The sequence below is a fragment of the Deltaproteobacteria bacterium genome (assembly GCA_016219225.1).
In the GTDB taxonomy this organism is placed as follows: domain Bacteria; phylum Desulfobacterota; class RBG-13-43-22; order RBG-13-43-22; family RBG-13-43-22; genus RBG-13-43-22.
The window spans coordinates 1-22,212 of record JACRBX010000157.1; the positions used below are offsets into that span (position 1 = coordinate 1).

Annotated in this window: 24 protein-coding genes; 6 read left to right on the forward strand and 18 right to left on the reverse strand. The window is 52.5% G+C overall.

Features of this window, described 5'->3' with window-relative positions:
- Window positions 1-326 (forward strand): two-component sensor histidine kinase (locus HY879_13700; GenBank protein ID MBI5604396.1); only part of this gene is annotated, 326 nt, incomplete at its 5' end.
- Here the strand turns inward: HY879_13700 and HY879_13705 are convergent.
- Window positions 323-982: a response regulator transcription factor gene (locus HY879_13705; protein ID MBI5604397.1), complete on the reverse strand. Its 660-nt coding sequence runs from the start codon at window positions 980-982 to the stop codon at window positions 323-325. The genes HY879_13700 and HY879_13705 overlap by 4 nt on opposite strands.
- Before the next feature lie 382 nt (window positions 983-1,364).
- On the opposite strand from HY879_13705, the gene HY879_13710 reads away from it, so the two are divergent.
- From HY879_13710 to HY879_13720, 3 genes are all read left to right on the forward strand, one after another.
- Window positions 1,365-1,550 carry a hypothetical protein gene (locus tag HY879_13710; protein MBI5604398.1) on the forward strand — a complete coding sequence of 62 codons (186 nt, stop codon included), beginning with the start codon at window positions 1,365-1,367 and terminating at the stop codon, window positions 1,548-1,550.
- 113 nt (window positions 1,551-1,663) lie between these two features.
- Complete coding sequence (locus tag HY879_13715; protein MBI5604399.1) at window positions 1,664-2,113, forward strand: GNAT family N-acetyltransferase; 450 nt, start codon at window positions 1,664-1,666, stop codon at window positions 2,111-2,113.
- A 29-nt stretch (window positions 2,114-2,142) separates the two neighbouring features.
- Window positions 2,143-2,544 carry a PaaI family thioesterase gene (locus tag HY879_13720; protein ID MBI5604400.1) on the forward strand — a complete coding sequence of 134 codons (402 nt, stop codon included), beginning with the start codon at window positions 2,143-2,145 and terminating at the stop codon, window positions 2,542-2,544.
- A 20-nt stretch (window positions 2,545-2,564) separates the two neighbouring features.
- On the opposite strand, the gene HY879_13725 is transcribed toward HY879_13720, so the two are convergent.
- From HY879_13725 to HY879_13800, 16 genes are all read right to left on the reverse strand, one after another.
- A complete protein-coding gene (locus tag HY879_13725; GenBank protein MBI5604401.1) occupies window positions 2,565-2,837 on the reverse strand; it encodes a GNAT family N-acetyltransferase in 273 nt (90 codons plus the stop codon).
- A gap of 168 nt (window positions 2,838-3,005) precedes the next feature.
- On the reverse strand, window positions 3,006-3,221 hold the full coding sequence (locus tag HY879_13730) for a hypothetical protein (protein MBI5604402.1): 216 nt from the start codon (window positions 3,219-3,221) through the stop codon (window positions 3,006-3,008).
- A gap of 16 nt (window positions 3,222-3,237) precedes the next feature.
- Window positions 3,238-5,394, reverse strand: a complete 2,157-nt coding sequence (locus HY879_13735) for an FAD-dependent oxidoreductase (protein ID MBI5604403.1) — start codon at window positions 5,392-5,394, stop codon at window positions 3,238-3,240.
- A gap of 32 nt (window positions 5,395-5,426) precedes the next feature.
- Window positions 5,427-6,023 carry a 4Fe-4S dicluster domain-containing protein gene (locus HY879_13740; protein MBI5604404.1) on the reverse strand — a complete coding sequence of 199 codons (597 nt, stop codon included), beginning with the start codon at window positions 6,021-6,023 and terminating at the stop codon, window positions 5,427-5,429.
- 33 nt (window positions 6,024-6,056) lie between these two features.
- A complete protein-coding gene (locus tag HY879_13745; protein ID MBI5604405.1) occupies window positions 6,057-8,141 on the reverse strand; it encodes a molybdopterin-dependent oxidoreductase in 2,085 nt (694 codons plus the stop codon).
- 310 nt (window positions 8,142-8,451) lie between these two features.
- On the reverse strand, window positions 8,452-8,844 hold the full coding sequence (locus HY879_13750; protein ID MBI5604406.1) for a sulfite exporter TauE/SafE family protein: 393 nt from the start codon (window positions 8,842-8,844) through the stop codon (window positions 8,452-8,454).
- Window positions 8,845-8,858: 14 nt separating this feature from the next.
- Window positions 8,859-10,121 carry a TSUP family transporter gene (locus HY879_13755; GenBank protein MBI5604407.1) on the reverse strand — a complete coding sequence of 421 codons (1,263 nt, stop codon included), beginning with the start codon at window positions 10,119-10,121 and terminating at the stop codon, window positions 8,859-8,861.
- A 79-nt stretch (window positions 10,122-10,200) separates the two neighbouring features.
- Window positions 10,201-10,557: a response regulator gene (locus HY879_13760; protein ID MBI5604408.1), complete on the reverse strand. Its 357-nt coding sequence runs from the start codon at window positions 10,555-10,557 to the stop codon at window positions 10,201-10,203.
- A gap of 352 nt (window positions 10,558-10,909) precedes the next feature.
- Window positions 10,910-12,316: a sigma-54-dependent Fis family transcriptional regulator gene (locus HY879_13765; GenBank protein ID MBI5604409.1), complete on the reverse strand. Its 1,407-nt coding sequence runs from the start codon at window positions 12,314-12,316 to the stop codon at window positions 10,910-10,912.
- On the reverse strand, window positions 12,313-13,857 hold the full coding sequence (locus HY879_13770; GenBank protein MBI5604410.1) for a PAS domain S-box protein: 1,545 nt from the start codon (window positions 13,855-13,857) through the stop codon (window positions 12,313-12,315). Before HY879_13770 ends, HY879_13765 begins: the two co-directional genes overlap by 4 nt.
- On the reverse strand, window positions 13,854-14,354 hold the full coding sequence (locus tag HY879_13775) for a hypothetical protein (protein ID MBI5604411.1): 501 nt from the start codon (window positions 14,352-14,354) through the stop codon (window positions 13,854-13,856). The genes HY879_13770 and HY879_13775 overlap by 4 nt, the downstream gene beginning before the upstream one ends.
- A gap of 490 nt (window positions 14,355-14,844) precedes the next feature.
- Window positions 14,845-15,474 (reverse strand): PHP domain-containing protein, encoded by a 630-nt coding sequence (locus HY879_13780; GenBank protein MBI5604412.1) that lies wholly within the window; start codon window positions 15,472-15,474, stop codon window positions 14,845-14,847.
- Window positions 15,475-15,486: 12 nt separating this feature from the next.
- Window positions 15,487-15,903, reverse strand: coding sequence for a DUF2889 domain-containing protein (locus HY879_13785; GenBank protein MBI5604413.1), 417 nt, complete (start codon window positions 15,901-15,903; stop codon window positions 15,487-15,489).
- 10 nt (window positions 15,904-15,913) lie between these two features.
- Window positions 15,914-16,405 (reverse strand): DUF2889 domain-containing protein, encoded by a 492-nt coding sequence (locus HY879_13790; protein ID MBI5604414.1) that lies wholly within the window; start codon window positions 16,403-16,405, stop codon window positions 15,914-15,916.
- Between the two features lie 504 nt (window positions 16,406-16,909).
- Window positions 16,910-17,449, reverse strand: a complete 540-nt coding sequence (locus HY879_13795; GenBank protein ID MBI5604415.1) for an EF-hand domain-containing protein — start codon at window positions 17,447-17,449, stop codon at window positions 16,910-16,912.
- A gap of 353 nt (window positions 17,450-17,802) precedes the next feature.
- Window positions 17,803-18,462, reverse strand: a complete 660-nt coding sequence (locus HY879_13800) for a TetR/AcrR family transcriptional regulator (GenBank protein MBI5604416.1) — start codon at window positions 18,460-18,462, stop codon at window positions 17,803-17,805.
- Between the two features lie 126 nt (window positions 18,463-18,588).
- Here HY879_13800 and HY879_13805 point away from each other — a divergent pair, with 126 nt between their 5' ends.
- Window positions 18,589-20,244 (forward strand): AMP-binding protein, encoded by a 1,656-nt coding sequence (locus HY879_13805; GenBank protein MBI5604417.1) that lies wholly within the window; start codon window positions 18,589-18,591, stop codon window positions 20,242-20,244.
- A gap of 378 nt (window positions 20,245-20,622) precedes the next feature.
- On the opposite strand, the gene HY879_13810 is transcribed toward HY879_13805, so the two are convergent.
- Window positions 20,623-21,543, reverse strand: a complete 921-nt coding sequence (locus HY879_13810; protein ID MBI5604418.1) for a TIGR01777 family protein — start codon at window positions 21,541-21,543, stop codon at window positions 20,623-20,625.
- A gap of 382 nt (window positions 21,544-21,925) precedes the next feature.
- Between HY879_13810 and HY879_13815 the strand changes: the two genes are divergently transcribed.
- A partial coding sequence (locus HY879_13815; protein MBI5604419.1) for an AAA family ATPase occupies window positions 21,926-22,212 on the forward strand: 287 nt, incomplete at its 3' end.

Sequence of the window (22,212 nt, forward strand, 5' to 3'; positions counted from 1 at the left end):
AGGAGACGGAAGTCCCGGAACATTTAAAAATCGTTATTTTTCGAATCTTGCAGGAAGCCCTGAACAACATAGCCAAGCACAGTCGGGCCAAAGAGGCCGAAATCCGCCTGGGCCGTAAGGGAAAGTCCCTTGAATTCAAGATTAAAGACAACGGTCAGGGATTCGATCAGGAAAGGTTTTTGAAGGTTGATTCCGATCAGAAGGGATTCGGTCTGTCCAGCATGAAGGACCGGACGGAATTATCCGGTGGCACCTTCAAACTGAAGACCGCCCCCGGACGGGGCACCATCATCTCGGCCCTCTGGTCGGGTGCGGAGAGGCCTTAGCGGCTGATCAACCCCTTCTCGATGGCCAGGGCCGTCAGGGCCGGCGTGCTGTGGAGGTTCAGCTTTTTCATCACATTGGCCCGGTGCCTGTCCACGGTCTTGACGCTGAGAAAAAGGATCTCGGCGACCTTTTTGCTGGTGTGACCCTCGGCCACCAGTTTCAGGACCTCCCGCTCCCTGGTTGTCAGGGTATCCCAGGAGGTTTCTTTTTTGATGGACTTTTTCCCGAGGAGGTAGCCTTCAATAACCATTTCGGAAATGTCCGGGCTCATATAGCGTTTACCGGACAACACGCTGTCCAGGGCCACTTCAAATTCGTTGTGGCTGGCCTCCTTGAGGATATAGCCGTCCGCTCCGGCTTCGAAGGCCGCCAGGATGTAATCTTCTTCCTTGTGAACGGTCAGGACCAAAATCCTGGTCTGGGTGGATTTCTTCTTGATCTCCCGGATGGCATCGAGACCGTTAAGACGGGGCATGGAGAGGTCCAGCAGCAACAGGTCCGGTTTCAGCGTTTCCACCTGATGGATGGCCTCATGTCCGTTTTGGGCTTCACCCACCACCTCCATCCGCGGATAGGTCATCAACAAGGCCTTCAGCCCTTTCCGCAGGATGGTGTAATCCTCGGCAATAACCACCCGGTACTTATCCTCACTCATCGGCCTATTGTCTCCCCTGGGCAGGGTTTAGTGCGAAAATAAAGTTTCAAGATGCAAGATGCAAGTTCCAAATGCGAACACCTTGGACCTTGAATCCATTTTCATGCTTCGCGGAGCCCCATCAGGAAATGAGGGTTTATCCCGTTTTCAATACGGTATATCACAACCAGGATAAAGGGTAAAGCAAATCACGATAAGAGGGCACTTGACCGTTTTGATCGTGACGCTCTTTACGTCCGGGTGTATTAATCGATAAAAATCATTTGTTAAGATAATATTTATCATTTATAATGGGTTACATGAAACTGTAAGGAGCTGGCAAACCATAAGTCAACGAAAAAAGACAAATGGTCGGTGCTTCTCTTCCAAAGGAGGAATTCCAATGTCGATGGCTAAACAGAAGATGAAGGAAATCATAGAATCACAACCCGATGATGCGTCCTACGACGAGATAATCCGTGAGCTCGCATTTGAGCGAATGGTCGAGAGAGGTCTCAAAGATGTTAGAAACGGTCGAGTCATCTCAAATGAAGAGATGAAACACCGGATCAAGATATGGCAAAGGTAAGGTGGACCGCCGAAGCCGAGACCTGGCTGAATACGGTGAATGGAATCTTTGTCCGATGTCGAAATCCAGTTTCAACAGCCTCAAGATATGACTCTAAAGAGAAAGGAGTTTCCATGAATGAAAGCACCATTAAAATTAGACTCATGAAGGTTGACGATTTTGACGCAGTGGTCGGGATTGACGAGAAAGTCCTCAAGGCTTCCCGGCCGGGGTACTACGAAATGAAGTTTGAAAGGCTTTTTAAATCCAAAGAATATTTGCCTACGTCGCTGGTGGCTGAGGAAAATGGAACGGTGATTGGGTTTGTAATGGGGGAACTCTATATGGGAGAATTTGGTATTTTCCAGGAACAGGCAACCCTGGATACCATCGGCGTTGATCCCCGTTATCGGCATAGAGGTATCGGTGAGCGGCTGATCAATGAATTTATGGATCATTTGAAAAGCCTCGGCGTTCGAAAAGTAAACACCCTGGTCGACCGGGATGATTCCAAACTGACCCATTTCTTCAGCGCGAACCGATTCAGCCCCTCTAAAACCATTAACCTGGAAAGAACCCTTTGAGGTCGGTGAGGGATTAGTGACAGCCTTCAATGAATAAACTGCAAGAACACATTAATTCTGCTAAAAGAGCCGGAAGTATCGAATTTTTTATCGAGGAACGAAATACGGATTACGTAATCAGCCGTATGCCGGTTACCCCGGGCATCCTCAACCCTTTTGGTACGGTTCAAGCCGGCGCCATGATCTGGCTGGCGGATGTTACCGCCTCGGTGCTGGCCATCGAGGGGCAAACCATCGGGGATGACGGGAAGGGGTTCCCCTTGGCGATTGATCTCCACACGACTCTGGTCGGTAATCAAAAGGATGGAGAAATTAAGGCTGAGGCCCGATTTGTCCGCAGGGGGAGGAATATTCTGGTTATCAGAACGCGTATTACCGGAAAGGATAACAGACTGTTAGCCGAAGTAACCACGACCCATACAAAAGCGTAGCCCGGCAACAAAACTGCTCATTATTCATCCGGATGCGGTTTGGCCAGAAAGGCCTGTTTGGCGTTTTGGTCAAAACCCGCCGATTCATAAAAGCGGTAGGTGGATTCATCCTTTCGACCCGTAAGTAACATGACCTTATAACAGCCTTTGGACCAGGCATAATTGAGGGCATGATGCAAGACGGCCTTTCCATGCCCGCGCCTTCGGTAGTTCTTATGGGTCACCACATTCTCGATCAGGCCGTAAGGCCGGCCGCCCGCGGAGGCGGTATGGGCCAAGGGAAGGTCCGGCAAACTTGGGCGGCGCGAAGTCTTTTTTGTTACCGGGCGCTAAGAGAACTTGGTATCCCCATGTCTTTGTTGGGGAGAAAACTGGGAATCTCCATTCAATCGGAACGCATTTGAAGAACAGCGGCTTCTTCGGGAGGAAATCCCAGATCCAAAAATATAGGGAATTTTGAGTCAGACGAGTTTACGCAGGCAGTCCTGGGGGAAACGGTGGGTGCCGCCGATCCCCTCCAGGGTGACCTCGACCAGGGCTTCCGGATCGTTGATCACCCGGTCAGGGTCGGTGATTACCCCTTTGTATCCCACATATTCATTCATGTAGTCTTCCCATCTCGGGTCTTCGGATCTTTGATGGATCAGCACCTTTTCTCCTTGGCGGAAGGCGGACATGGTCTTATCTCCTTTTTCAGGGAATGGTGATGCCCGATTTGGATTGGGCCGTAAGCTGCCGGATGCATTTCTCGCACAGAAGGCTGCCGGCAAAGGCCTCCTGGACAGCCGAGGTCCGCTTTTTTACGTATTCGAGGTACCGGGCAGGTCCCACCACAGCGCCGCAGCGGTGGCAGGTTTCCAGTTTTTCACGGCATAAAACCGTACCGCAAAGGCTTAAGACCCGCTCTCCCTCCCGGTCTTCCAGGGTCATGGCGCGGGTCGGACAATTGGCCGCACAGGCCCCGCAGAGGATACAGCGCTCGGCGGTGATCCGGAAATCCGTCAACCCGGGGGTTCCAAAATCCACATGCCCGAACTGGAGGGCATCGATCCCCATCTGTTCCCGGCAAATTTTAACGCATTTCCCGCAGCGCTTGCAGATGTCGCAGCGCAGGCAGCGTTTGGCCTCCTGCCTGGCCGTGGCTTCGTCGTACCCCAATTCGACCTGCTGAAAGGTGATTCGGCGCCTTTCCGGACCGAGAAAGGGCATCTCCGGCCGGCGGAGGGCCATCTTGGTCTGGGCCGGGACCTCGCTCAGGGCCGCTCGCATCCGCCGGGACGGCACGGGGGGCATCTTGGGTTGAGGCAGTCCCCGGAGATACCGGTCGATGCCTTCTACGGCCCGTTTTCCGGCCCCGATGGCCTCCACCACGGTGGCCGGTCCTGTAACGAGGTCTCCTCCGGAGAAGATGTCTTCTGCGGATGTGGCCGAGGTGATCGTATCGGCTATCAGAGTTCCCCATTTGGTCCAGTGGAGGTCCGTAACGGAATCCAGACCTTCAGGGTCAATCCGCTGGCCGATGGCCGAGATGACGGCATCCAATTCGATGACATAATCGCTCCCCTCGACCGGCACAGGTCTCCGGCGGCCTTTCTCGTCCGGCTCGGCCAGCCTGGCCCGGAGACAGCGGAGTCCCGTCACTTTTCCGTCAGCCCCGAGGACTTCAACAGGAATGGTCAGAAAAGAGAGCCTTACCCCCTCTTCTTCGGCCTGCTTCACCTCTTCCTCGTTGGCAGGCATCTCGGAACGGGTCCTCCTGTAAAGCAAAAGCACATCCTCACAGCCGAGCCGGATCAGGGACCTGGCGGCATCGATGGCCACGTTCCCCCCGCCGATCACCGCCGCCGTCTTACCGGGGATATGCCGCTCACCCTTGGAAACATGGCGCAGAAAGGATATGGCATCGATGACCTGTGGGAAATCCTTTTCCCCTTTGATGCCCAAATCCATAGCAGCATGGGCGCCCAATGACAGGAAGAAGGCCTGGAAGCCTTCGGATCGTAATTGATCGATGGTGGTGTCCCGCCCCAGCCTGGTGTTGAACCGGAAGGTTACCCCTAATTCTTCAATAAAGGCCACCTCCCGGTCGATGACTTCCCTGGGGAGCCGATACCGGGGTATCCCCACCATCATCATCCCGCCGGCCTGAGCCAGGGCTTCGATGACCGTCACCCGGTAGCCTTTCAGGGCCAGGTAATAAGCTGCAGTCAGACCGGCCGGACCGGCACCGACCACGGCCACCTTAAAGCCCAGGTCTTCCGCTTTGGGGGGATTTTTATAAGTCCTTTCGGAAACGGCCCGCTCCGCGGCAAAGGCCTTCAAATTCATAATGGCAATGGGGGAATCGATCCTTCCCCGGACGCAGACAAATTCGCAGGGGTGGGTACAAACCAGACCGCAGACCCAGGGAAAGGGATTGTCCCGGCGGATAATCTCCACGGCCTCGGCATACCGACCTTCGCCGATAAGACCCACATAGCTGGCCACATCGATACCGGCCGGGCAGGCCATCTGGCAGGGGGCCGGGGTCAGGAAGTCGCAGTCGCCGGTGGGGCAATTGTGGGTTTCAATATGGCTTACGAAAACCTCCTGGTGCGATTCAAGGGGTTCTCCCACAATCCTCTTTATTTCTCCGGAGAACGCCTCCGGTTCTTCGATCAGGATGGTGGCTACTGATTTGAGGATGGCTTGCAGATGATTCGGGCCGCTGCTTCCGGTGCAGACATCCTTGAGCAGATCGAGAAGGTCTTCGGCCCTTCGCTTCACCCTGGGATGGGTGAGAACCCCCGAGTCGATCAACTCCGCCAATCGGTTGTAGGTTTGGAAGACCAGACAGGTCGGCTTACTCATCTCTGATTCCCAATGAACACATCCCTTATAGATTATGACCCCTCAACCGGGTCCTGGGCCTGCTTCCTCTTCGGTTTCATCGGCTTGGCTTTGGGGCCGTTAACAGGCTGCCGCAGGGTTACTTCCGTGGCCATGGCGGCCATGGCCCTGGCATGACGCATTCTACGGGCATCGACCACTTCCTCAGGTTTGCCGAAATGAAGACACTTGGTGACGCATTTGGCCACGCAGGCCGGTTCCAGACCCTGGTCCACCCGGTCCAGACAATAATCGCACTTGACGGCCTTCCCCTTTTCCGGGTCCCATTGGGGGGCACCCCAGGGACAGGCCCGCATACAGGCCTTGCAGCCCACGCAAAGGTTGTGGTCCACGAAAACGATCCCGTCCCCGGTCCTTTTCTGCATGGCCCCTGTGGGGCAGGCCGCTACACACCAGGGCCGGTCACAATGATAACAGGGCATAAAAACAAAATCCACCTTGGGGATGTTCCCCACCCATTTGGGACCGATGGTTTCAATACGGCAGAGCCTGGGGCCCGGAGGAAGTCTCTTGTTCTCCTTGCAGTGGACCTCGCAGGACATACAGCCGATACATTTCGCGCTATCATGAAAGAGATAATAATCACTCATGCCTTTCTCCTTGTTATCTTTGTTTCAGCCGGTTTACGATGCCGGTCTTACCCGGACAAAGGTCTCATGCAGTCCGGGACTTCCGCCGATTACGTCCGACACATTTTCCTGGAGGGCCGTATCACTGGCCCCCTTGCCGTAGCAGCGGGTGGTGGCCGGGACCTGCCGGCCGAAGCCATGGAGCATGAATACCGCCTCCGGGTGAATAAAATCCGTTACCAGGGCCTTGAGCCTCCCGAAACCGTGGTCCGAATGAACCTCCACGTATTGGCCGTCGGCAATGCCCAATCTGGAGGCTTCCTCCGTATTCAACCACAAAACGTTCTCGGGCAGCAGCTCATTCAAATAGGGATTATTCTGGGTGGAGACATGGGTATGGACCGCACTGCGCCCTACGGTGAGCCTGAACTCCCCTTCAGGGGGAGGCGTTACCGATTTATAAGGAAGAAAGGAGAGAAAACCGTTCTGCTCCATCAGGCTGGAGACGAATTCGATTTTACCTGATGGGGTCTTAAACTTGAGGCCCTCTTTTCGATCCCAGAGGATCGGGTTTTTGGCCAGGCTTACAAAGCCCTTGGCCTCAAAGTCTTTAATGGAAACGCCCATATCCTTGAGCTGGAGGTCCCAGATATCTTCAATCGAATCATAGGGAAAGAAACGGCCGAGGTCGAGCCGCCTGGCCAATTCGCGGATGATTTCCCAAAAAGGCTTGGTATCGTACCTGGGCGGGATACACTGGCGCCGCATATACAAGGCAGGTTTAGGCCCGGCAGCCATCTGGATCGAGTCGGACCGCTCCAAGTAAATCGATTCGGGCAGGATAACGTCCGAGTACCAGGCGGTTTCGCTGAAGTTGATATCAATGGTCAGGATCAGGTCCAGTTTATCAAGGGCCTTTTTATTCTGGTTGTAGTCGGGAATGGACAGCATGGGATCGAAGCGATGGATGATCAGGGCCTTGAGCGGGTAGGGGTCTTCGTTCAGGATGGCCAAAGGCAGCATGGCCGCCACCCCGTGGGCCGGATCGGCGATGGGGAATCGGGAGCCCCCTGCCCCATCAAATCGTTCCCCTTTGGGCTTAGGCAGGTCTTTCTGATCGACTAATTTTCCAAAGGACCCGAACCCGGCATCCTTAGGCCCTTTCTTGATGATCAGTCCCCCTTTACTCTCAATGCTTCCCATGAGGGCGTTCAGAATGACCAGGGAACGGCGGAAATAGATCTCGTCCAGGTGGCTGGCCCCCCGATACCCGTAGTGGAAGATCACCTGAGGTTTCTCCCCCCCCACTTCCCGGGCCAGAGCGACGATCTCTCCGGCCGGGATGCCTGTTTCTTCTTCGGCCCACTCGGGGGTGTAGGGTTCCACAAAGGCCCTTAATTCCGTGAGCCCCGTTACCCACCGGTTGACATATTCTTCGTCATAAAGATTGTCTCTCAAAATGACGTGGATCAGGGCATAGTTGAGGGCCAGATCCGTTCCCGGACGGATCATCCAGAAGCGGTCGGCATGGGAGGCCGTGATCGTGGATCGGATGTCGATATAAGTGATCCTGGCCCCTTTGTCCTTGGCTTCCAGGAGGGCCTGGATAGGTTTCAACTCCAGGGACTCGAAAAGGTTCCGGCCGTAAAGGATGACATGCTTGGTATTGACCCAGTCCACGGCCACTTCGGCATCCGTATACCCCGTAAGGGTCCGGAAGGCCGTATTGACCGATCCCTTGCAAAGGGCATCGTGGGTAAAATGGTTGGGGGACCCCAGTGCCCGCATGAAGGTCTTGCTGAGGTGGGTATTGAGATTCTGCCTCTCGCCGAAGGCCACGGTCTGAGGTCCATAATGGTCGACGGCGGCCTTAAGCTTTTGGGCGGCGTAATCCAGGGCCTGGTCCCAGCTCACCCTCTTCCATTTTCCTTCCCCCCGGGCACCCTCCCGTATCATGGGGTAGCGGAGCCTCTCCGTATCGTTCAAAAGGGCCGTACCGGCACTTCCTTTGGCGCAGAGAGCCCCCTTTAACTGATGGGGATTCCCCTCGACCCATTTTACCGCCCCGTCTTCAACGGTTACTTTGATCGGACACCGGACGGTACACATAAAACAGATGCTGTAAATATCCTTGCGCATAAACAAACCTCCTTCGATCAGGTAACGCACAAACAGGACCCGCAGTGATTGGCTCGGGGTTAAGGCTTTTCTTTAAGTACGAAAATAGCTTCTGGTGTCAGGGGTCAGGGGTCAGGGTCCAGTAAAAGCCATTTTTATAATTCGTGGTGCCCCACCCCCACCCCTTCCCTCCCCCATCGAGGGGGAGGGTGAGGGAGGGGGGATTTTTATGCTTCGCGGGGCCCACTGGGCCATAAGATTCAGTATGGTCCATAGAATAAAAAAAACCAATCATTTTTATCCACTTTACTCAAAGACCGCTATGTTGCCTTTAAAAAAGTATGCCCAACAAAATCAGGCCCAAAATAATCAACCCTAATGAGGCGATCCGTTTGACCCACAGGGGGCTGACCCGTTTGGCGATCTGGGGGGCGATATAGCCTCCCAGGATGGCCGCCGGGAACATGATCAGGAAAAACAAAAAATCAAAATTACCAAAGCGATAATGCTGCATGGTCCCCATAAGGGTATTGAAAAAGATGGCCAAAAGCGAGCTCCCCACCACCACATACATAGGCAGCCCCATGCCGATGGCCATGAGGGGCATCATGAAAGGACCGCCCCCGAACCCGAACATGGAAGAGATAATAGCGATTAAGAAACCGCCGATACACCCAATCACCATATTAACCTTAAATTTCTGTCCCCAGAATTCAATTTCCATTATTATTCTCCTTCCTAAGCTTTCTTGGCCTTGGCCGCTTCTTCAGCCCGTTTTTTAAATTCCTTCAATATGGCTTGCTCTTTTTTGTTTTTAGACATATACCCAGGGGTAGTCTGCCAGATAAGCAGGCCGGCCAAAACCAGCAGGATCCAGCCGAATACAAACTTAAACTGGTCCAGAGTGATCAGCTCGGTCAATTTCGGGCCGATGAACCCGCCGAACAGCATGGCCACCCCAACCCCGACGCCGACCTTCCAGTTAATGAACTTGATCTTGGAATAATTATAGATTCCCGTGCCCTGGGAGAACAAGACCGTGGGCATGACCGTCCCGGCCACCACGTTGTGCGGCAACGGCCAGAGCAACACCAGCAACGGGTTGAGGATAAACCCGCCGCCGGCCCCCATCAGGACCCCGAAGATGGCTATGGCCAGGGTCAACAGAAAAGGCCAGAACAGGTTAATGCTGGTCCCGGCATTGGAGAGGTAAACCGTGGGGAAACTGACCCGGTTTTCCAAAACCTGCGGCTGGCTTTTCAGGTTCTTGTCGGCCACGGCGATGATCCGGTAATTGCCGTTCGGGAGACCGGAGGCCAACTTAACCTGGGCTTTGAAGGTTCCATCCGGACTGGTTTCCACCCCGGCGGCCAGCACTTTGCCCACACCGCGGAAACGGGATTTGACCAATTGCATGGACCTCTTTTTGTTCTCTTTTTCATCCATGGCCGGCAGCAATTCCCCCCGGGAACCGGTAACGCTGGCCAGGATCGAGGTCTTGTATTTATCGATCTTTATTTTCCCCGGGGCCGAATAGGCTATATCCGCCCCCAGATCCTTCAGGGCCTTGGAAAAGGACCATTTCCGTCCTTCTTTTTTAATCTCCTCTATTTTCCCTTTCAGGTCCTTGGGGACGATGATTTTATAAAAAGCCGGCATCTCATCGGTGAGATAAAAAATATAAGGAATCTGTCCCGTTTCTTTATCCCGCTTGTTGTCAAACAGGTTGGCCCGGACCTTTTTCTCGGCCGAAATTTCCAGGTAAACCGGTTTCCCCGGAGGGGCCGTGCCCGTCACGTTGATGGTCCCGCCGTTGTTTAATTGGGTTTTATCCACTTGAATGGTAACCGGTCCTCCGGCCGAGAGGGGAGCCGGTGCCTGGACCGTTTTTTCCTGGGCCCCGGCGGTTAAAAAAGTTATGACCGGCAGGCCAACCAACAGAGCCAGGGCCAGGATTCCCCCCTTCCCCAACCCCTTCCATTTTCCTTTTGCCTTCCTCATCCCATTTTCCTCCTTATGATGGATTACTCCCTACAGGCAAGCATCACCGCAGGGGTATTAATGAACAAATATTAAATTCCTATACTATCGAGTTGATCATCCTGACCAGATCCTCATGATCATAAGTCGCTGACATGACCTCCCGGACCTCCCTCTGGAAGGCCTTACGAATCGAGCTAAGGGATCCCGGACCGGTCAGGAGTAAGATTCTGGACCCTATGAAACCGGCTTTTTTCAGCAGGTTCACGGTTTCTCTGGCCTTCTCCCCGTGTCTTCCCCCACTGGCCAGGACCAGATCAGGAAAATGGTCCTTCAACCACTCCACCGCCTCTCGGACTTTTCCAAAGGAGGTTACCTGGTGCCCCTCGCGAGTCAGGAGCCTTTCGGCCAGGGTAAGCGAATCTTTCTCTTCATTGATTGACAGGATAAGGGCCATGTTCACTAAAACCGATTGGACAGATAAACACTTTCCCTGGAAGCAACTTATGTGCCATGGTGGTTTAATATTTATAACCTATTGATAATAAATAATTTTAATGAGTTAAACTTAATGAAGGCTTTGGTGCAATCGGGTGAAATGCAATAATATTATTGCACCCGGAAAGGAATATATGTTGGGGAATGATGAACTCGTAAAAAACCGTCATTCGCGTAAAAAAGCCGTCATTCCCGCGCAGAGCCTGTCCTCGACTCGATCGGGGACGGGAATCCAGACTAATCCTAATCTATACAAACCTGGATTCCCGATAAAGACATTCGGGAATGACGAAAAAATGGTCGCTGTAGAATCAGGATTGGTTGCGGTAATCTTCGGACTTTATTCCGTAGCGTCTGAGAAGTTGCTGGAAGGCCTGGCGTTCGAGTCCGCATTGGCCGGCCGCATGGGTGACATTGCCCTGGTGCACCATCAGAAGGCTCGAAAGGTATTGTTTGTTGAAGGAGTCCAGTATCTCTTTTTTGGCCTCGCGGTAGGGAAGTTCCCTCAAGGTGGGGGGAATAACGCACTTTTCTTCCATCTCGGCCCCCAGATCGGCAGCGGTGATGACCGGACCCCGGCAAAGGATAACGGCCCGGCGAATGGTGTTTTCCAGCTCCCGCACGTTTCCGGGCCAATCCAGCCGGCTGAGTTCTTCCAAAAGGCCGGGGCCGAGTCTAAGGCCTTCCTTGCCGTATTCCGCGGCATATCTTTTCAGGAAGTGGGCCACCAGAAGGGGAATGTCTTCGCGTCGTTCCCGCAACGGGGGCAGGTGAAGGGAAATGACGTTCAGTCGGTAATAAAGGTCTTCACGAAAGCGCTCCTGGGCCATCTTCTCTTTGAGATTTCGGTTGGTGGAGGCCAGAACGCGCACGTCGACCTTAAGGCTCTTTGGGCTTCCCAGGGGCTTGATTTCCTTTTCCTGAAGAACCCTCAGCAGCTTAGTCTGAAGGTTGATGGGCAGATCGCCGATTTCATCTAAAAACAGGGTTCCTCCATGGGCCTCCTGAAAGAGCCCTGGTTTATCCTGCTTGGCGTCCGTGTAGGCGCCTTTGACATAGCCGAAGAGCTCCGCCTCCAGGATAGGCTCGGGGAGGGTCGGGCAGTTCACAGGCACGAAGTTTTTCTCCGCCCGACGTGAGTGCTGATGAATGGCCCTGGCCACCAATTCTTTGCCGGTCCCCGATTCTCCGGTGATCAGCACCGTCACATCCGTCTCGGCCACGGTGCGGATGGTCTCAAAGACACGCTGCATAGCAGGGGAGGTCCCGACCATGTCCTGAAAAAGGTCCTTTTGCCGGACAAGCCGCTGAAGGTCCCGGTTCTCATGGATCAGGCGGTGGTATTCCATCGCCTTCCGGAGGGTCAGGATGAGACGGGTGTCATCAAGGGGTTTGGTGATAAAGTCATAGGCCCCCTTCCGTATGGCTTCCACGGCCAGGTCGATCACCCCATAGGCGGTCATCATCACCACGGTCGGGCCATTCCCATTCTTCTTCAGAAGGGAAAGAAGTTCCATGCCGTCCATCTCCGGCATCTTGATGTCTAAGAGTACCAGATCCACCGTTTTGTCATCAAGGATTCTCAAAGCCTCCTTTGCCGAAAGGGCAGTCAGGATCTCCCAATCCACCTCGGCAGATATAGTCCGCTTCAGCAAGGGCAGCATATCCGGTTCATCATCTACAATAAGGAGGATGCCCTTGTCTTGTCCCGGTTTCATTGCACCCGGTCCTTCAGGCTCGTTTTCCCTTCCTCTGGTTCCTGGATAGGCAGATCAACTGTGAACCGGGAGCCCTCCCCAGGGGTGCTTTCGACCCGGATCTCGCCTTCGTGGTCCTTGACGATTCCATAGCTCACCGCCAGTCCCAGTCCCGTTCCCATTCCGACCGGCTTGGTAGTGAAGAAGGGGTCAAAGATCTTGTGCAAAATTTCAGGGGGGATCCCGCTCCCCGTGTCTTCGAAGGAAAGACGGATATGCCGGGTCTCGGGGTCCCAGTTGGAGGACACCGTTATGATGCCCGCCCTTTCCATTGCCTGCCGGGCGTTCATTAGAATATTCATGAAGACCTGGCCCATTTTGTCCGGGTCGGCCATGGTGGGAGGCAGATCCGGGGCCAAATGACTCTCGACCTGCACCTTTTCAAGGTTGAACTTATTCTCCACCACCGCGATCATTTCCTGGATCAGTTGGTTGAGATTCACCGGCGATTTGGTGGTGCTCGTGGCCCGGGAGAACCGGAGGAGATTCTCGACAATTTTCTTGCAATTCAGGGCGTGTTTCTCGATGACCTTGAGGTCATTGGTGATCGGTGTGGCCGGATCGATCTCTTTCAGAATAAGACGGGTATATCCCAGTACAAGACCCAGGGGATTGTTGATCTCGTGGGCTATCCCGGCCGAGAGCTGGCCGAGAGAGGCCAACTTGTCGGCCTGCAGGAGTTGGATCTCCATCTGTTTCCGGGAGGTGATATCCTTGACGATGCCTTCGAAACCGGCAGGCAGGCCTTCACCCCCACGGGTCACGGTACCGGAAAAAAGCACTATGTATTCATTCCCCTTCTTGGTCTTTAAACGGAGTTCGACGTCCTTTAAAAATCCCTTTTCCTCCAGTCCGTTTCTGACCGCAGCGGCGACAGCCTGGTCCAGGAAAAACTCCTTGAAAAGATTTTGGCCCACCAGGTCGCCTCTATCCTGGAAGCCCAGCATCTCCACCCCGGAGAAATTCATGTCCAGGATGGTCCCCTCCTCATCGCAGATAAAGAGCATGTCCTTGGAATTCTCAAAGACCCGCCGGTACTTTTCTTCGGAGGCGCCCAATTCCCTGGTCCTCGATTCCACTATCTTTTCCAGGTTCACGTTGAGCTGGGCGATCTCGTCATGAGCCTTTTCGATCGTAGTCTTGTCCAGAAGCATGCGTTGATAGGTCCGGTAGACCCGGCTGAAAAACAGGGTAATGGCCCCGGCTATTACAAAGGTGATGGTGTTCAGAGAACCGCTGACCGGCTTCAGGAGACGCCACACCGGTCCAAGGTCCGCGGCCAGGAGGGCATGTTTGACGATGTGGCCGAAGGACCTTGAAAAGGCGAAGACGAGAAGGCCGGAGCAAAACCAGACCAGGTAGGTCCACATGATATTCTGCGGGTCCTTTCGTCTCAGAATCAAGGCCTGGTGAACAGACAGCACCGCTAACAGGATCATGGTCGCTGAACCGACCATATCCACGGCTTCAACGAAGGCCATGGGCAGGACCCTGGGGCTCAAGAGCCTTCCTCCGGGGAATCGGCTGCCAGCTTTTTCAACCCTAAAAACAGCAGGACCATGGCCGGAACACAGAGAAAATGGTCCAGTTTAAGAAAGAAATAGAGGTAAGACAGAAGAAGCCCGTTGCCGGCAACCAATTCCCTGGATGAAGGCGGGCCGACAAAACGGCTTTCACTGAGCCACAATTCCACCTCATGACCGGCAATAGCATCTATATTCCATAGGATAAAAAAGAAACAGCTTACCTGTATGAGACGCCATCCCCTCTTATCCACCAGGCGGCTCTTCTGGAGCCAGAAGGCAAATACAACCATGCTCAGGATAAAAAAGAGATGTCCCAACTGGTGCGAGTAGAGACCTTCCTCCGGGGTGGCATGGGCCTGGAGTCCAAAGGCATTCCCTGAGGAACTGAGAAGGCAGGCCAAGCCCAGAAACAGGCATCGGTAAGCCTGGGCGGCAGTCAGTTTGTATCGCCTCTGAAACCTTGCTTCATTCATGCTTTTTCCGTTGTTCCAGTCGCCAACAAACCCATTTTTGGCGGAACCTTGCCGCAATAAAACTCTTGCAGATTTTCCATTCAGAGGGCATTCTTAATTTAATCATGAATTCAATGAGAAGGATAGAATATTTCCCTTCTTGAATGCAACTTTTTTCTTGCACCACCCGGAAGCGCCACGAATTATGAAAGCGGTTGAGAGAGCTGCAATGAAAAACCGGTCAGGCGCTACCGCCCTCTGCCGGAGGCTGAGCCGGCAGGTCTGAATCCCCCTCTCAGGGATTCAGACCTGTAAGATTCCTCTCTGAGATCTCTGCGCTCCCGAGCGTAGCGGGCGAGAGACAAAAAGCTTTCAGATTCCGATCCCGAACGGTATTTTCGTATTAAGCGCTCATGCCCGGTTCGGGCACTACGAAGAATGAAAATGTCTTTCGCCGACCCCCGATCCCTGACCCCCGATCCCTGAACGTTATTTTCGTACTAATATTGAGCTAAGAGCGGGCCGAACCGATGGTAAAATTTCCGGCACGAAGCTCACGAAGCAAATCCGTTTCGGTTTCAAGGGAATTTTGAAAAACAGTCACCCAGGTCCCCAGCGCGTTGATATCGTGGGCGTCGCTGCCGGCTGTCCCCCAAAGTCCCAGCCGTTCGGCCACCTTCCCGGCAACCTCGTTTTCTTTTTCCGTCACCCGGCCATTTCTGATCTCAACGGCATCCACGAATTGTAGGCTCTTCTTTTTGCAGGCCTGGTCCAGAGTCATCCCTAACTGTCCCAGACCAAAAACCTTGAATCCTCGAAAAGGATGGGCGGCGATGGAAAAACCGCCGGCAGCCTTGACTTCCTTTTGAAGTTCCTGAACCGTTATGATGCCCTGTATGGGCTTATGAAGACCAAAAACCAGGATATCCCCCTGGGCTGTGGTGATTTCATTTCCCAGGAATATCTTGATCCCCTGGTCACCGGCCAGCCTTTCCACTTCATCCGGATCCCACAATACCTGATGCTCGGTAAGGCAAAACCCGTCCAAACCGATCCGCCTGGCCTCTTGAACCAAGGCCTGCGGATCGATAGTACTGCAGGGGGATCGGGGGAAGGTATGAACATGCAGGTCTATGCGCATCGGTTCTTCCTTTTACCTGAATCTACTCTCAATAAATTCCTTCTGGTTTAACCCTGGATCCTTTTGAATGGCCTTATTCAGATCTCTCGACAGAATGGCCGGCTCGAGGCATCGGCCGCACTCGATCAGGATTTCGGCTAAATGTTCACAGCCCTGACGTCCGACCTCCCGCATCACCCGTTTGTCCCATCCCGGTTCACGGAGCGACAGGCCCACGGCCGACTGGAGGACCGGCACGGCTTGGGGGCAGACCAAATTGGTATAGCGTTTCATGTTTCCATCGATCTTCAGGATCTTCCCATCCTCGATCCGGACCTCCAGAGAAATCTCCATGCCGTAAATATGATCCTCCTGGATACCGTTAAACCGAATGGTGTTGTCATCGACAAACTCGGCGCCGACAATCTGGCTTCGCTGAAATGATATCATAACCGTCTCCTTAGAGGGCCAGTCCTTTCATGATAGGGCTGTCGTCTTGAAAAGATATGCAGCTTCTGATCAACCGGGGATTTGACTTGACCATTTCCCGGGTCCTGGCCAATTTTTCTTCCGGGTTGGTGATGCTTTCTCCGGTCTCGACCGCCGGCCGGGTAAAATGGAGTATGACCGCATTACTGCATTCCAATACGGCATCCATCAGGAAAGAATTCCCGGCGGGTTCCCCCAACAGTCCGGCCAGGATTTTTCGAAGACCCGATCCGATACTGACCCCTTCCACTTTTTTTATCTTCTCCGAGGCCTCTCGCAAGGAAAGGGGCACCAATCTTTCCATACGGGCCTCGGCCTCAATGATTTCCAACTCCGGCAATTGAACGATCAAGCGCACCTCGGCTTTGAGCAAATCATCGCTGAGTCGCCAGGAAACCACCAGGTCCCCATTGGACCGGGATTCAACTTCAACCACTTTGTTGCGTAAATAGTTTAAGGTCATGGCTGCTCCTTTGCATTGATCCCCACCAAGTTCGAAAACTGGGGAAAATCGAGTCTTCCATCATTTATGATGGCTTACACTATTCTTGGTTCCAAGACAATGGAAAAAATCGGAGCGAAAATCCCTGACAAGAAACGAGTCTTCTTCGGGGATCCTTCTGCACGAAGGATGGGATGGGGGCAAGGGCGCTGCGCTTATTGGCAATAAACGGATAAAAGGACTATCCAAATCTATTTGAAATTAAGTCTTTGAACCGGTGGTCCGGCATTCATGGACGAAATCAATTTATTGAAACGATGCAGGATACCGGATAACCTTATATAAATTATCCAGCATCGCTATTTCAGAAACGGTATCTTAAATTAGGACGCAGATTTTCGCCGATACCCGCAGATAACTATTCTTTATATTCAAAATCTTGGCAATCTGCGTCGGTCTGCGTCGATCTGCGTCCAAAAAGGAATTTCCTATACTATCGAGTTATAAAATTTCAAATATCTTTGGTCAGGCTTTCAGGCTGACCATATTAACGAGTTGATCGAAAACCCCGGCATTCGCAGCAGCAGGCTGATAAGTCTGGGCAGCCGAAAGGGAAGATTTACCGTTAAAAAGAATCTCAAAGATGGCCAGTTCTTCCCGGGACAAAGCCCCATCACCGCTGGTATCCAAAATCGGCACCAGCCCATCGATGATCCCATTGGCAGGGGAGATGATTTCTTGAGCACTCAATAATTGATTTCCATCGGTGTCTAATTGTGTGAATGCGCTGGGAGAGAGTCCGGCTTCTTCGGGGCTTAGGGACAGATCTCCATTCAGGTCCTTGTCAGAGAACATTTTATTTATCGTAAAACCCGCCCCGAATTTCATTTCCTGGGTGTCGATCTGTCCATTGCCATCCACATCCAAGAGGTTCAATATGGAAAGAAAGGAATCGGGTTCCTGAGTTTGCCCCGTATTCGAAGTATAGCCGTTTTGAGGCTCGTAACCATTCATCCGCCCGAATTGAACCGTCAACCCATAAGTGGCTCCATCAATAGCATTCATGAAATCTCCTCCTTTAACTCATCAAGGGTAATCAGAACCTGTCCGGCAATCCATTTAATTCAAGAAATATGCCAGCCTCAATATCGGGAGGCTATGGGCTATAGGGTTTAGTACGAAAATAACGTTCAGGGATCGGGGGTCAGGGATCGGGGGTCGGCGAAAGACATTTTCATTCTTCGTAGTGCCCGACCCGGGCATGAGCGCTTAGTACGAAAATACGGTTCAAGGTTCAAGGTTAGGAAAAACCCTTTTTCATGCTTTGTCGGTGCCCGCTTCAAGCGGCCTGAGTGCTTAGTTCGAAAATAAAGTTCGGGGTGTAGAGTTCGGAGTTCGTTGTTCGGAGAGCCCCATTTTCATGATTCGTTAGGAAAATTTTTCACCCTACCCGGAAAAGATTGCTTCCTTCCCGGAGAACTTAAAAATCTTTCCAGGATCAGATCCAGAATCCTTTGCAACCCTTTCCGGTCGATTCTGACGGTATCATATTTGATCTGATCTTCAATGGCCAACTGGACGGTCCCCCTGATGATCCAGGCGACGGAGCCTGGATTTACGGGCAGGAATTCCCCCGAATTGATCCCTTCTTCCACAATTTTCCGGATATAGCCATGAAACCGGACATGAAAATAGGTGATATCGAAAAAAGGGGCTCCCTGGGGGGGGCCGTAGTAAATGGTGTACATGAGCCTGAAAAAATCCTGGTCTTCAATAACATGGTGAAATATCTTGTCGATAAGGTCCTGGAGTCTGGCCTTGGCGTTTTGGGATTTGTTTAAAAGGGGTTCCAGCAGAGAATCCAACTGGGCAAACTGGGTCCGCATCAGCTCGATGTAGAGCCCTTCCTTATTCCCAAAATAATAATAAAGAGAAGGGGCGGTCGTTCCGGCAGCATCCACGATTTCCCGGACCGTCGTAGCGGCATAGCCTTTTTGGGCAAACAACCGAAGGGCCACCGCCAACAACTGCTTTCTGGAGTCAATCCCCGAACCGTTCTTATGATTTTTTCCGGCCATAAATTCCCCTTGACTTCCTCTAACGTCTATTCTATATAACGTTTGTTATAACGATTTAACCGGCGTTAAATATAGGGGCAAGAGATTGATCTTGTCAATACTATTCATAAACAGGAGGGGTACGACATGGAACATATCTGGATGAAACATTGGCAGAAAGGGATCCCCCAATCCTTAACCTTTGAGCAGGGCAAGCGGCCGATTCATGAATATCTCAGAATCCGGGCCAGGGAAATGCCCGATAAAACAGCCATCATCTTTTATGGACGGGAGATCAGTTACCGGGAATTGGACGAAGCCTCGGACCGGTTCGGGAATTATCTGCGTCAACAAGGGGTAAAAAAAGGGGACCGGGTGGCCATCTTTATGGCCAATTGTCCTCAGTACGTCATTGCCCACTTCGGAACCCAAAAGATCGGAGGGATCGTCTGTCCCTGTTCTCCTCTTTTCAAGGAGATGGAACTGACTTATGAGTTGAACGATGCCGATACGGAGATCCTGGTCACCTGGGACATCCTGATGCCCGTAGCCGGCAAGGTCATCGCACAAACCAAGGTCAAGAAAGTGGTAGTGACCAACCTGAATGATTTCCTCCCCCCTGAACCGACCCTGCCCCTGGTGGAAGCCATGAAGATCCCTAAGCAGACCATAGCCGGGACCGAAGATTTTATGGAGATCATCAGCCAAGGCGATGCCGCACCGCCCCAGGTGGAGATCGATCTGGAGGAAGACATCGCCCTGTTCCAGTATACCGGGGGGACAACGGGGCTGCCAAAAGGTTCCATGCTCAGCTTTTATGCCGCTCTGTTTAAAACAGCCGCCGTTTGCGCCATTACTGGGATCAACAAAGAAACGATCAGCCTGGTATCCATGCCTGTTTTTCACATTGCCGGCATGCTGGCCGGCATGAACAGTTGTATCTATGCCGGGGGCACCCAGGTCCTTTTTACCCAATTCGATATCAAGGCCACCATGGAAGCCATTCAGCTTTACAAGGCCAACTTCTGGTACAGCGCCGTGCCCATGAATGTCGGCATCATGAATCATCCCGAGGCCCGGAATTATGATTTGAGCAGTCTGAAGCTCTGCCTTACTTCATCCTTCGGGATCGCCCTGACCGAGGAGATTTCCCGCCAGTGGGAGGCCTTTACCGGCGGAGGACTTCTGATTGAAGGGGCCTACGGCCTCAGCGAAACCCACACCGCCGACACCTATGTCCCCCGGGACAAGGTCAAATACGGCACCATGGGGATCCCGGCTTTCGAAGAGGAGTTCAAAATCGTCGATCTGGCGGACCGAACCAAAGAGATGCCCCTGGGGGAGGCCGGAGAGATTGTCTTGAAAAACCCGGGGGTGTTCAAGGGATATTGGAAGAAGCCCGAAGAAACCAAAAACACCCTCATCGACGGCTGGGTTTACACCGGGGATGTAGGCAAGTTCGACCAGGATGGATTTCTATACCTTCTGGGCCGGGTCAAGGAAATGATCAAGGTCTCGGGCTTCTCCGTTTACCCGGAGGAGGTAGAGTATATGTTGAATAAATTCCCGGGGGTAGCCCAGTCGGCGGTTATCGGGATTCCCGATCCCCAAAAAATGGAGGTCGTCAAGGCCTTCATCGTCATGCAACCGGGGAAGACCGCCACAGAGGAAGAGATCAAGGCCTGGGCCAAGCAGAACATGTCCCCTTACAAAGTGCCTGCCCGGATCGAATTCCGGACCGCCCTCCCGCTACTCGGAACCGGGAAGATCCTGCGCCGGGCGTTGAAGGAAACGGCCAAGTAGGTCGCAAAAACAGGTCCAAAGTTCAAAGTTCAAGGTTCGGGGTCAGGGGTCAGAGATCAGGGGACGGGTCCATGGTCCAAAAGGTCCAAGGTCCAGGGTTTAAGGATAAACCCTCATGCCCCTCGGGGGCACCACGAAACATGAAAATGGAACAGTCAAAGGCTTATTTAGGCACGGGTCAGGCACAAAGCCTGACACAGGGATTATGTGGATTAGCTATTTAATTTCTCAAGAAAAGGGTCTTCCCTTTTCTTGAGACCACCTTCCGCCGAAGGCGAATGTTGAGTATCCCTCAATCCAAACTTAACGGGATCGAGGGATACCCCATGGCTTTAACCGTGTAATCCGTGAAATCCGTGCCAAAAATCTATTTTCGTACTAGATTACAGTTTTTTTCAAAAGGTCACTCAGGGCCTCTTTTAAAAGGGGGAACCGAAAAGAATACCCCAGAGTAAGCAATTTTTTCGGCAGGACCCGCTGTCCTTTCAGAAGCACATTGCCGAATTCACCTATAATGATCCGGAGCATAAAACCGGGGACAGCCGGCATAAAGGTCGGTTTTCCCAGGACCTCTCCAAGAATTTTGGTCAGTTCCCTGTTGCGTACCGGATAGGGGGAAGTGCAGTTCACCGGGCCGGAAAATTCTTTCCGGTCGATTAAGAAAAGGAGGGCGGCGCTCAAATCCTGTTGATGAATCCAGGAAAACCATTGCTCCCCGCTGCCCAGGGGGGCCCCTAATCCTTTTTTAAAAATAGGGACCATCTGATCCAAGGCCCCCCCCTTTTCTCCCATTACGATACCAAACCTGCAGAGGACCACCCGGACCCCGAATTCAGAGGCCTTCTTAGCTTCATTTTCCCAATCCCTGGCCAAGACAGCTAAAAAATCATTGCCGGGAGGGGTTTCTTCATCAAGCTCTTGGTCCTCATGAAACCCGTAGTAACCCACGGCCGAGGCATTTAACAAAACCGTCTCCTGACCCTTCCGGGGGGCAAGAGCGGCCACGACATTTCGGGTCGTCCGGATACGACTGTCATAAATGGCTTTTTTATAAGACTCGGTCCAGCGACTGAAAATCGAGGCCCCGGCCAGGTTGACGATGATTTCATGGGAAGCGACTTCATCCTGCCAGGGTCCGGGATTGGTGGGATCGCCTTCCAAATAAACCGCTCTGGACGGCAAGGTGCGGCCCGGCCTGATGGATCTGGTCAGCAGAGTCACCAGGTATCCTTGACCGGTCAATTGTTGCATCAGGTGTGTGCCTACAAAGCCCGTTCCGCCGGTTATAAAGACTTTCATAATAAACCCCCATGAGCCATTGGGCCACCACGAAGCATGAAAATATGCTTTGCTTGGCTTTGGATCGTCATTCCGGAAAAAGCCGAAACTCAGGAATAATTGTCCGAACCCCGTTTTAACCCCCGAATAAAAACCCTGGGGACTTGATGACCATTTTTATTATATCATCAATCCATCTCCGTTTTCAATACCGCCACCGATTCTTTCCCCAGTCTTTTATCTTTCTTTTTTGCCGAATGCTGAACTCAAACCCCGAAACGTTTTTCTCTTTATCCTCTTTGCGCTTTCAGCTTTGACCTTATTTTCTATTTTGACTTTTTTCCATTTTTGGAATAAACTCCGAAATAGTTGGATAATTTAGGAGGACGGAGGAAATTAAACAATGCCCTTAATTCAACGATTTTTATCTTTTAAACTCCCCCGCGGACAATCGGCTTTCCTCTGGGGGCCGAGAAAAACCGGGAAGTCCACCTATTTAAAAGAAAAATATCCCAAAAGTATTGTCTACGATTTTCTTAAAACCGACCTTTTATTCGAATTTTCCAAAAGGCCATCCTTATTGCGGGAACAACTTTTGGCCAAAGACAGTCATCTCTTAAGGCAGCCCATCATCCTGGATGAAGTCCAAAAGATCCCGCAGCTCCTGGACGAGGTTCATTGGTTGATCGA

Coding starts and splice junctions, on each gene's coding strand:
- HY879_13755 (MBI5604407.1), bottom strand. CDS start 10,121: ATGAGGAAGGCAAAAGGAAAATGGAAGGGGTTGGGGAAGGGGGGAATC.
- HY879_13800 (MBI5604416.1), bottom strand. CDS start 18,462: ATGGCCGGAAAAAATCATAAGAACGGTTCGGGGATTGACTCCAGAAAG.
- HY879_13735 (MBI5604403.1), bottom strand. CDS start 5,394: ATGAGTAAGCCGACCTGTCTGGTCTTCCAAACCTACAACCGATTGGCG.
- HY879_13745 (MBI5604405.1), bottom strand. CDS start 8,141: ATGCGCAAGGATATTTACAGCATCTGTTTTATGTGTACCGTCCGGTGT.
- HY879_13790 (MBI5604414.1), bottom strand. CDS start 16,405: ATGACCTTAAACTATTTACGCAACAAAGTGGTTGAAGTTGAATCCCGG.
- HY879_13775 (MBI5604411.1), bottom strand. CDS start 14,354: ATGAATGAAGCAAGGTTTCAGAGGCGATACAAACTGACTGCCGCCCAG.
- HY879_13750 (MBI5604406.1), bottom strand. CDS start 8,844: ATGGAAATTGAATTCTGGGGACAGAAATTTAAGGTTAATATGGTGATT.
- HY879_13710 (MBI5604398.1), top strand. CDS start 1,365: ATGTCGATGGCTAAACAGAAGATGAAGGAAATCATAGAATCACAACCC.
- HY879_13795 (MBI5604415.1), bottom strand. CDS start 17,449: ATGAATGCTATTGATGGAGCCACTTATGGGTTGACGGTTCAATTCGGG.
- HY879_13805 (MBI5604417.1), top strand. CDS start 18,589: ATGGAACATATCTGGATGAAACATTGGCAGAAAGGGATCCCCCAATCC.
- HY879_13705 (MBI5604397.1), bottom strand. CDS start 982: ATGAGTGAGGATAAGTACCGGGTGGTTATTGCCGAGGATTACACCATC.
- HY879_13765 (MBI5604409.1), bottom strand. CDS start 12,316: ATGAAACCGGGACAAGACAAGGGCATCCTCCTTATTGTAGATGATGAA.
- HY879_13740 (MBI5604404.1), bottom strand. CDS start 6,023: ATGAGTGATTATTATCTCTTTCATGATAGCGCGAAATGTATCGGCTGT.
- HY879_13780 (MBI5604412.1), bottom strand. CDS start 15,474: ATGCGCATAGACCTGCATGTTCATACCTTCCCCCGATCCCCCTGCAGT.
- HY879_13715 (MBI5604399.1), top strand. CDS start 1,664: ATGAATGAAAGCACCATTAAAATTAGACTCATGAAGGTTGACGATTTT.
- HY879_13785 (MBI5604413.1), bottom strand. CDS start 15,903: ATGATATCATTTCAGCGAAGCCAGATTGTCGGCGCCGAGTTTGTCGAT.
- HY879_13810 (MBI5604418.1), bottom strand. CDS start 21,543: ATGAAAGTCTTTATAACCGGCGGAACGGGCTTTGTAGGCACACACCTG.
- HY879_13730 (MBI5604402.1), bottom strand. CDS start 3,221: ATGTCCGCCTTCCGCCAAGGAGAAAAGGTGCTGATCCATCAAAGATCC.
- HY879_13760 (MBI5604408.1), bottom strand. CDS start 10,557: ATGGCCCTTATCCTGTCAATCAATGAAGAGAAAGATTCGCTTACCCTG.
- HY879_13720 (MBI5604400.1), top strand. CDS start 2,143: ATGAATAAACTGCAAGAACACATTAATTCTGCTAAAAGAGCCGGAAGT.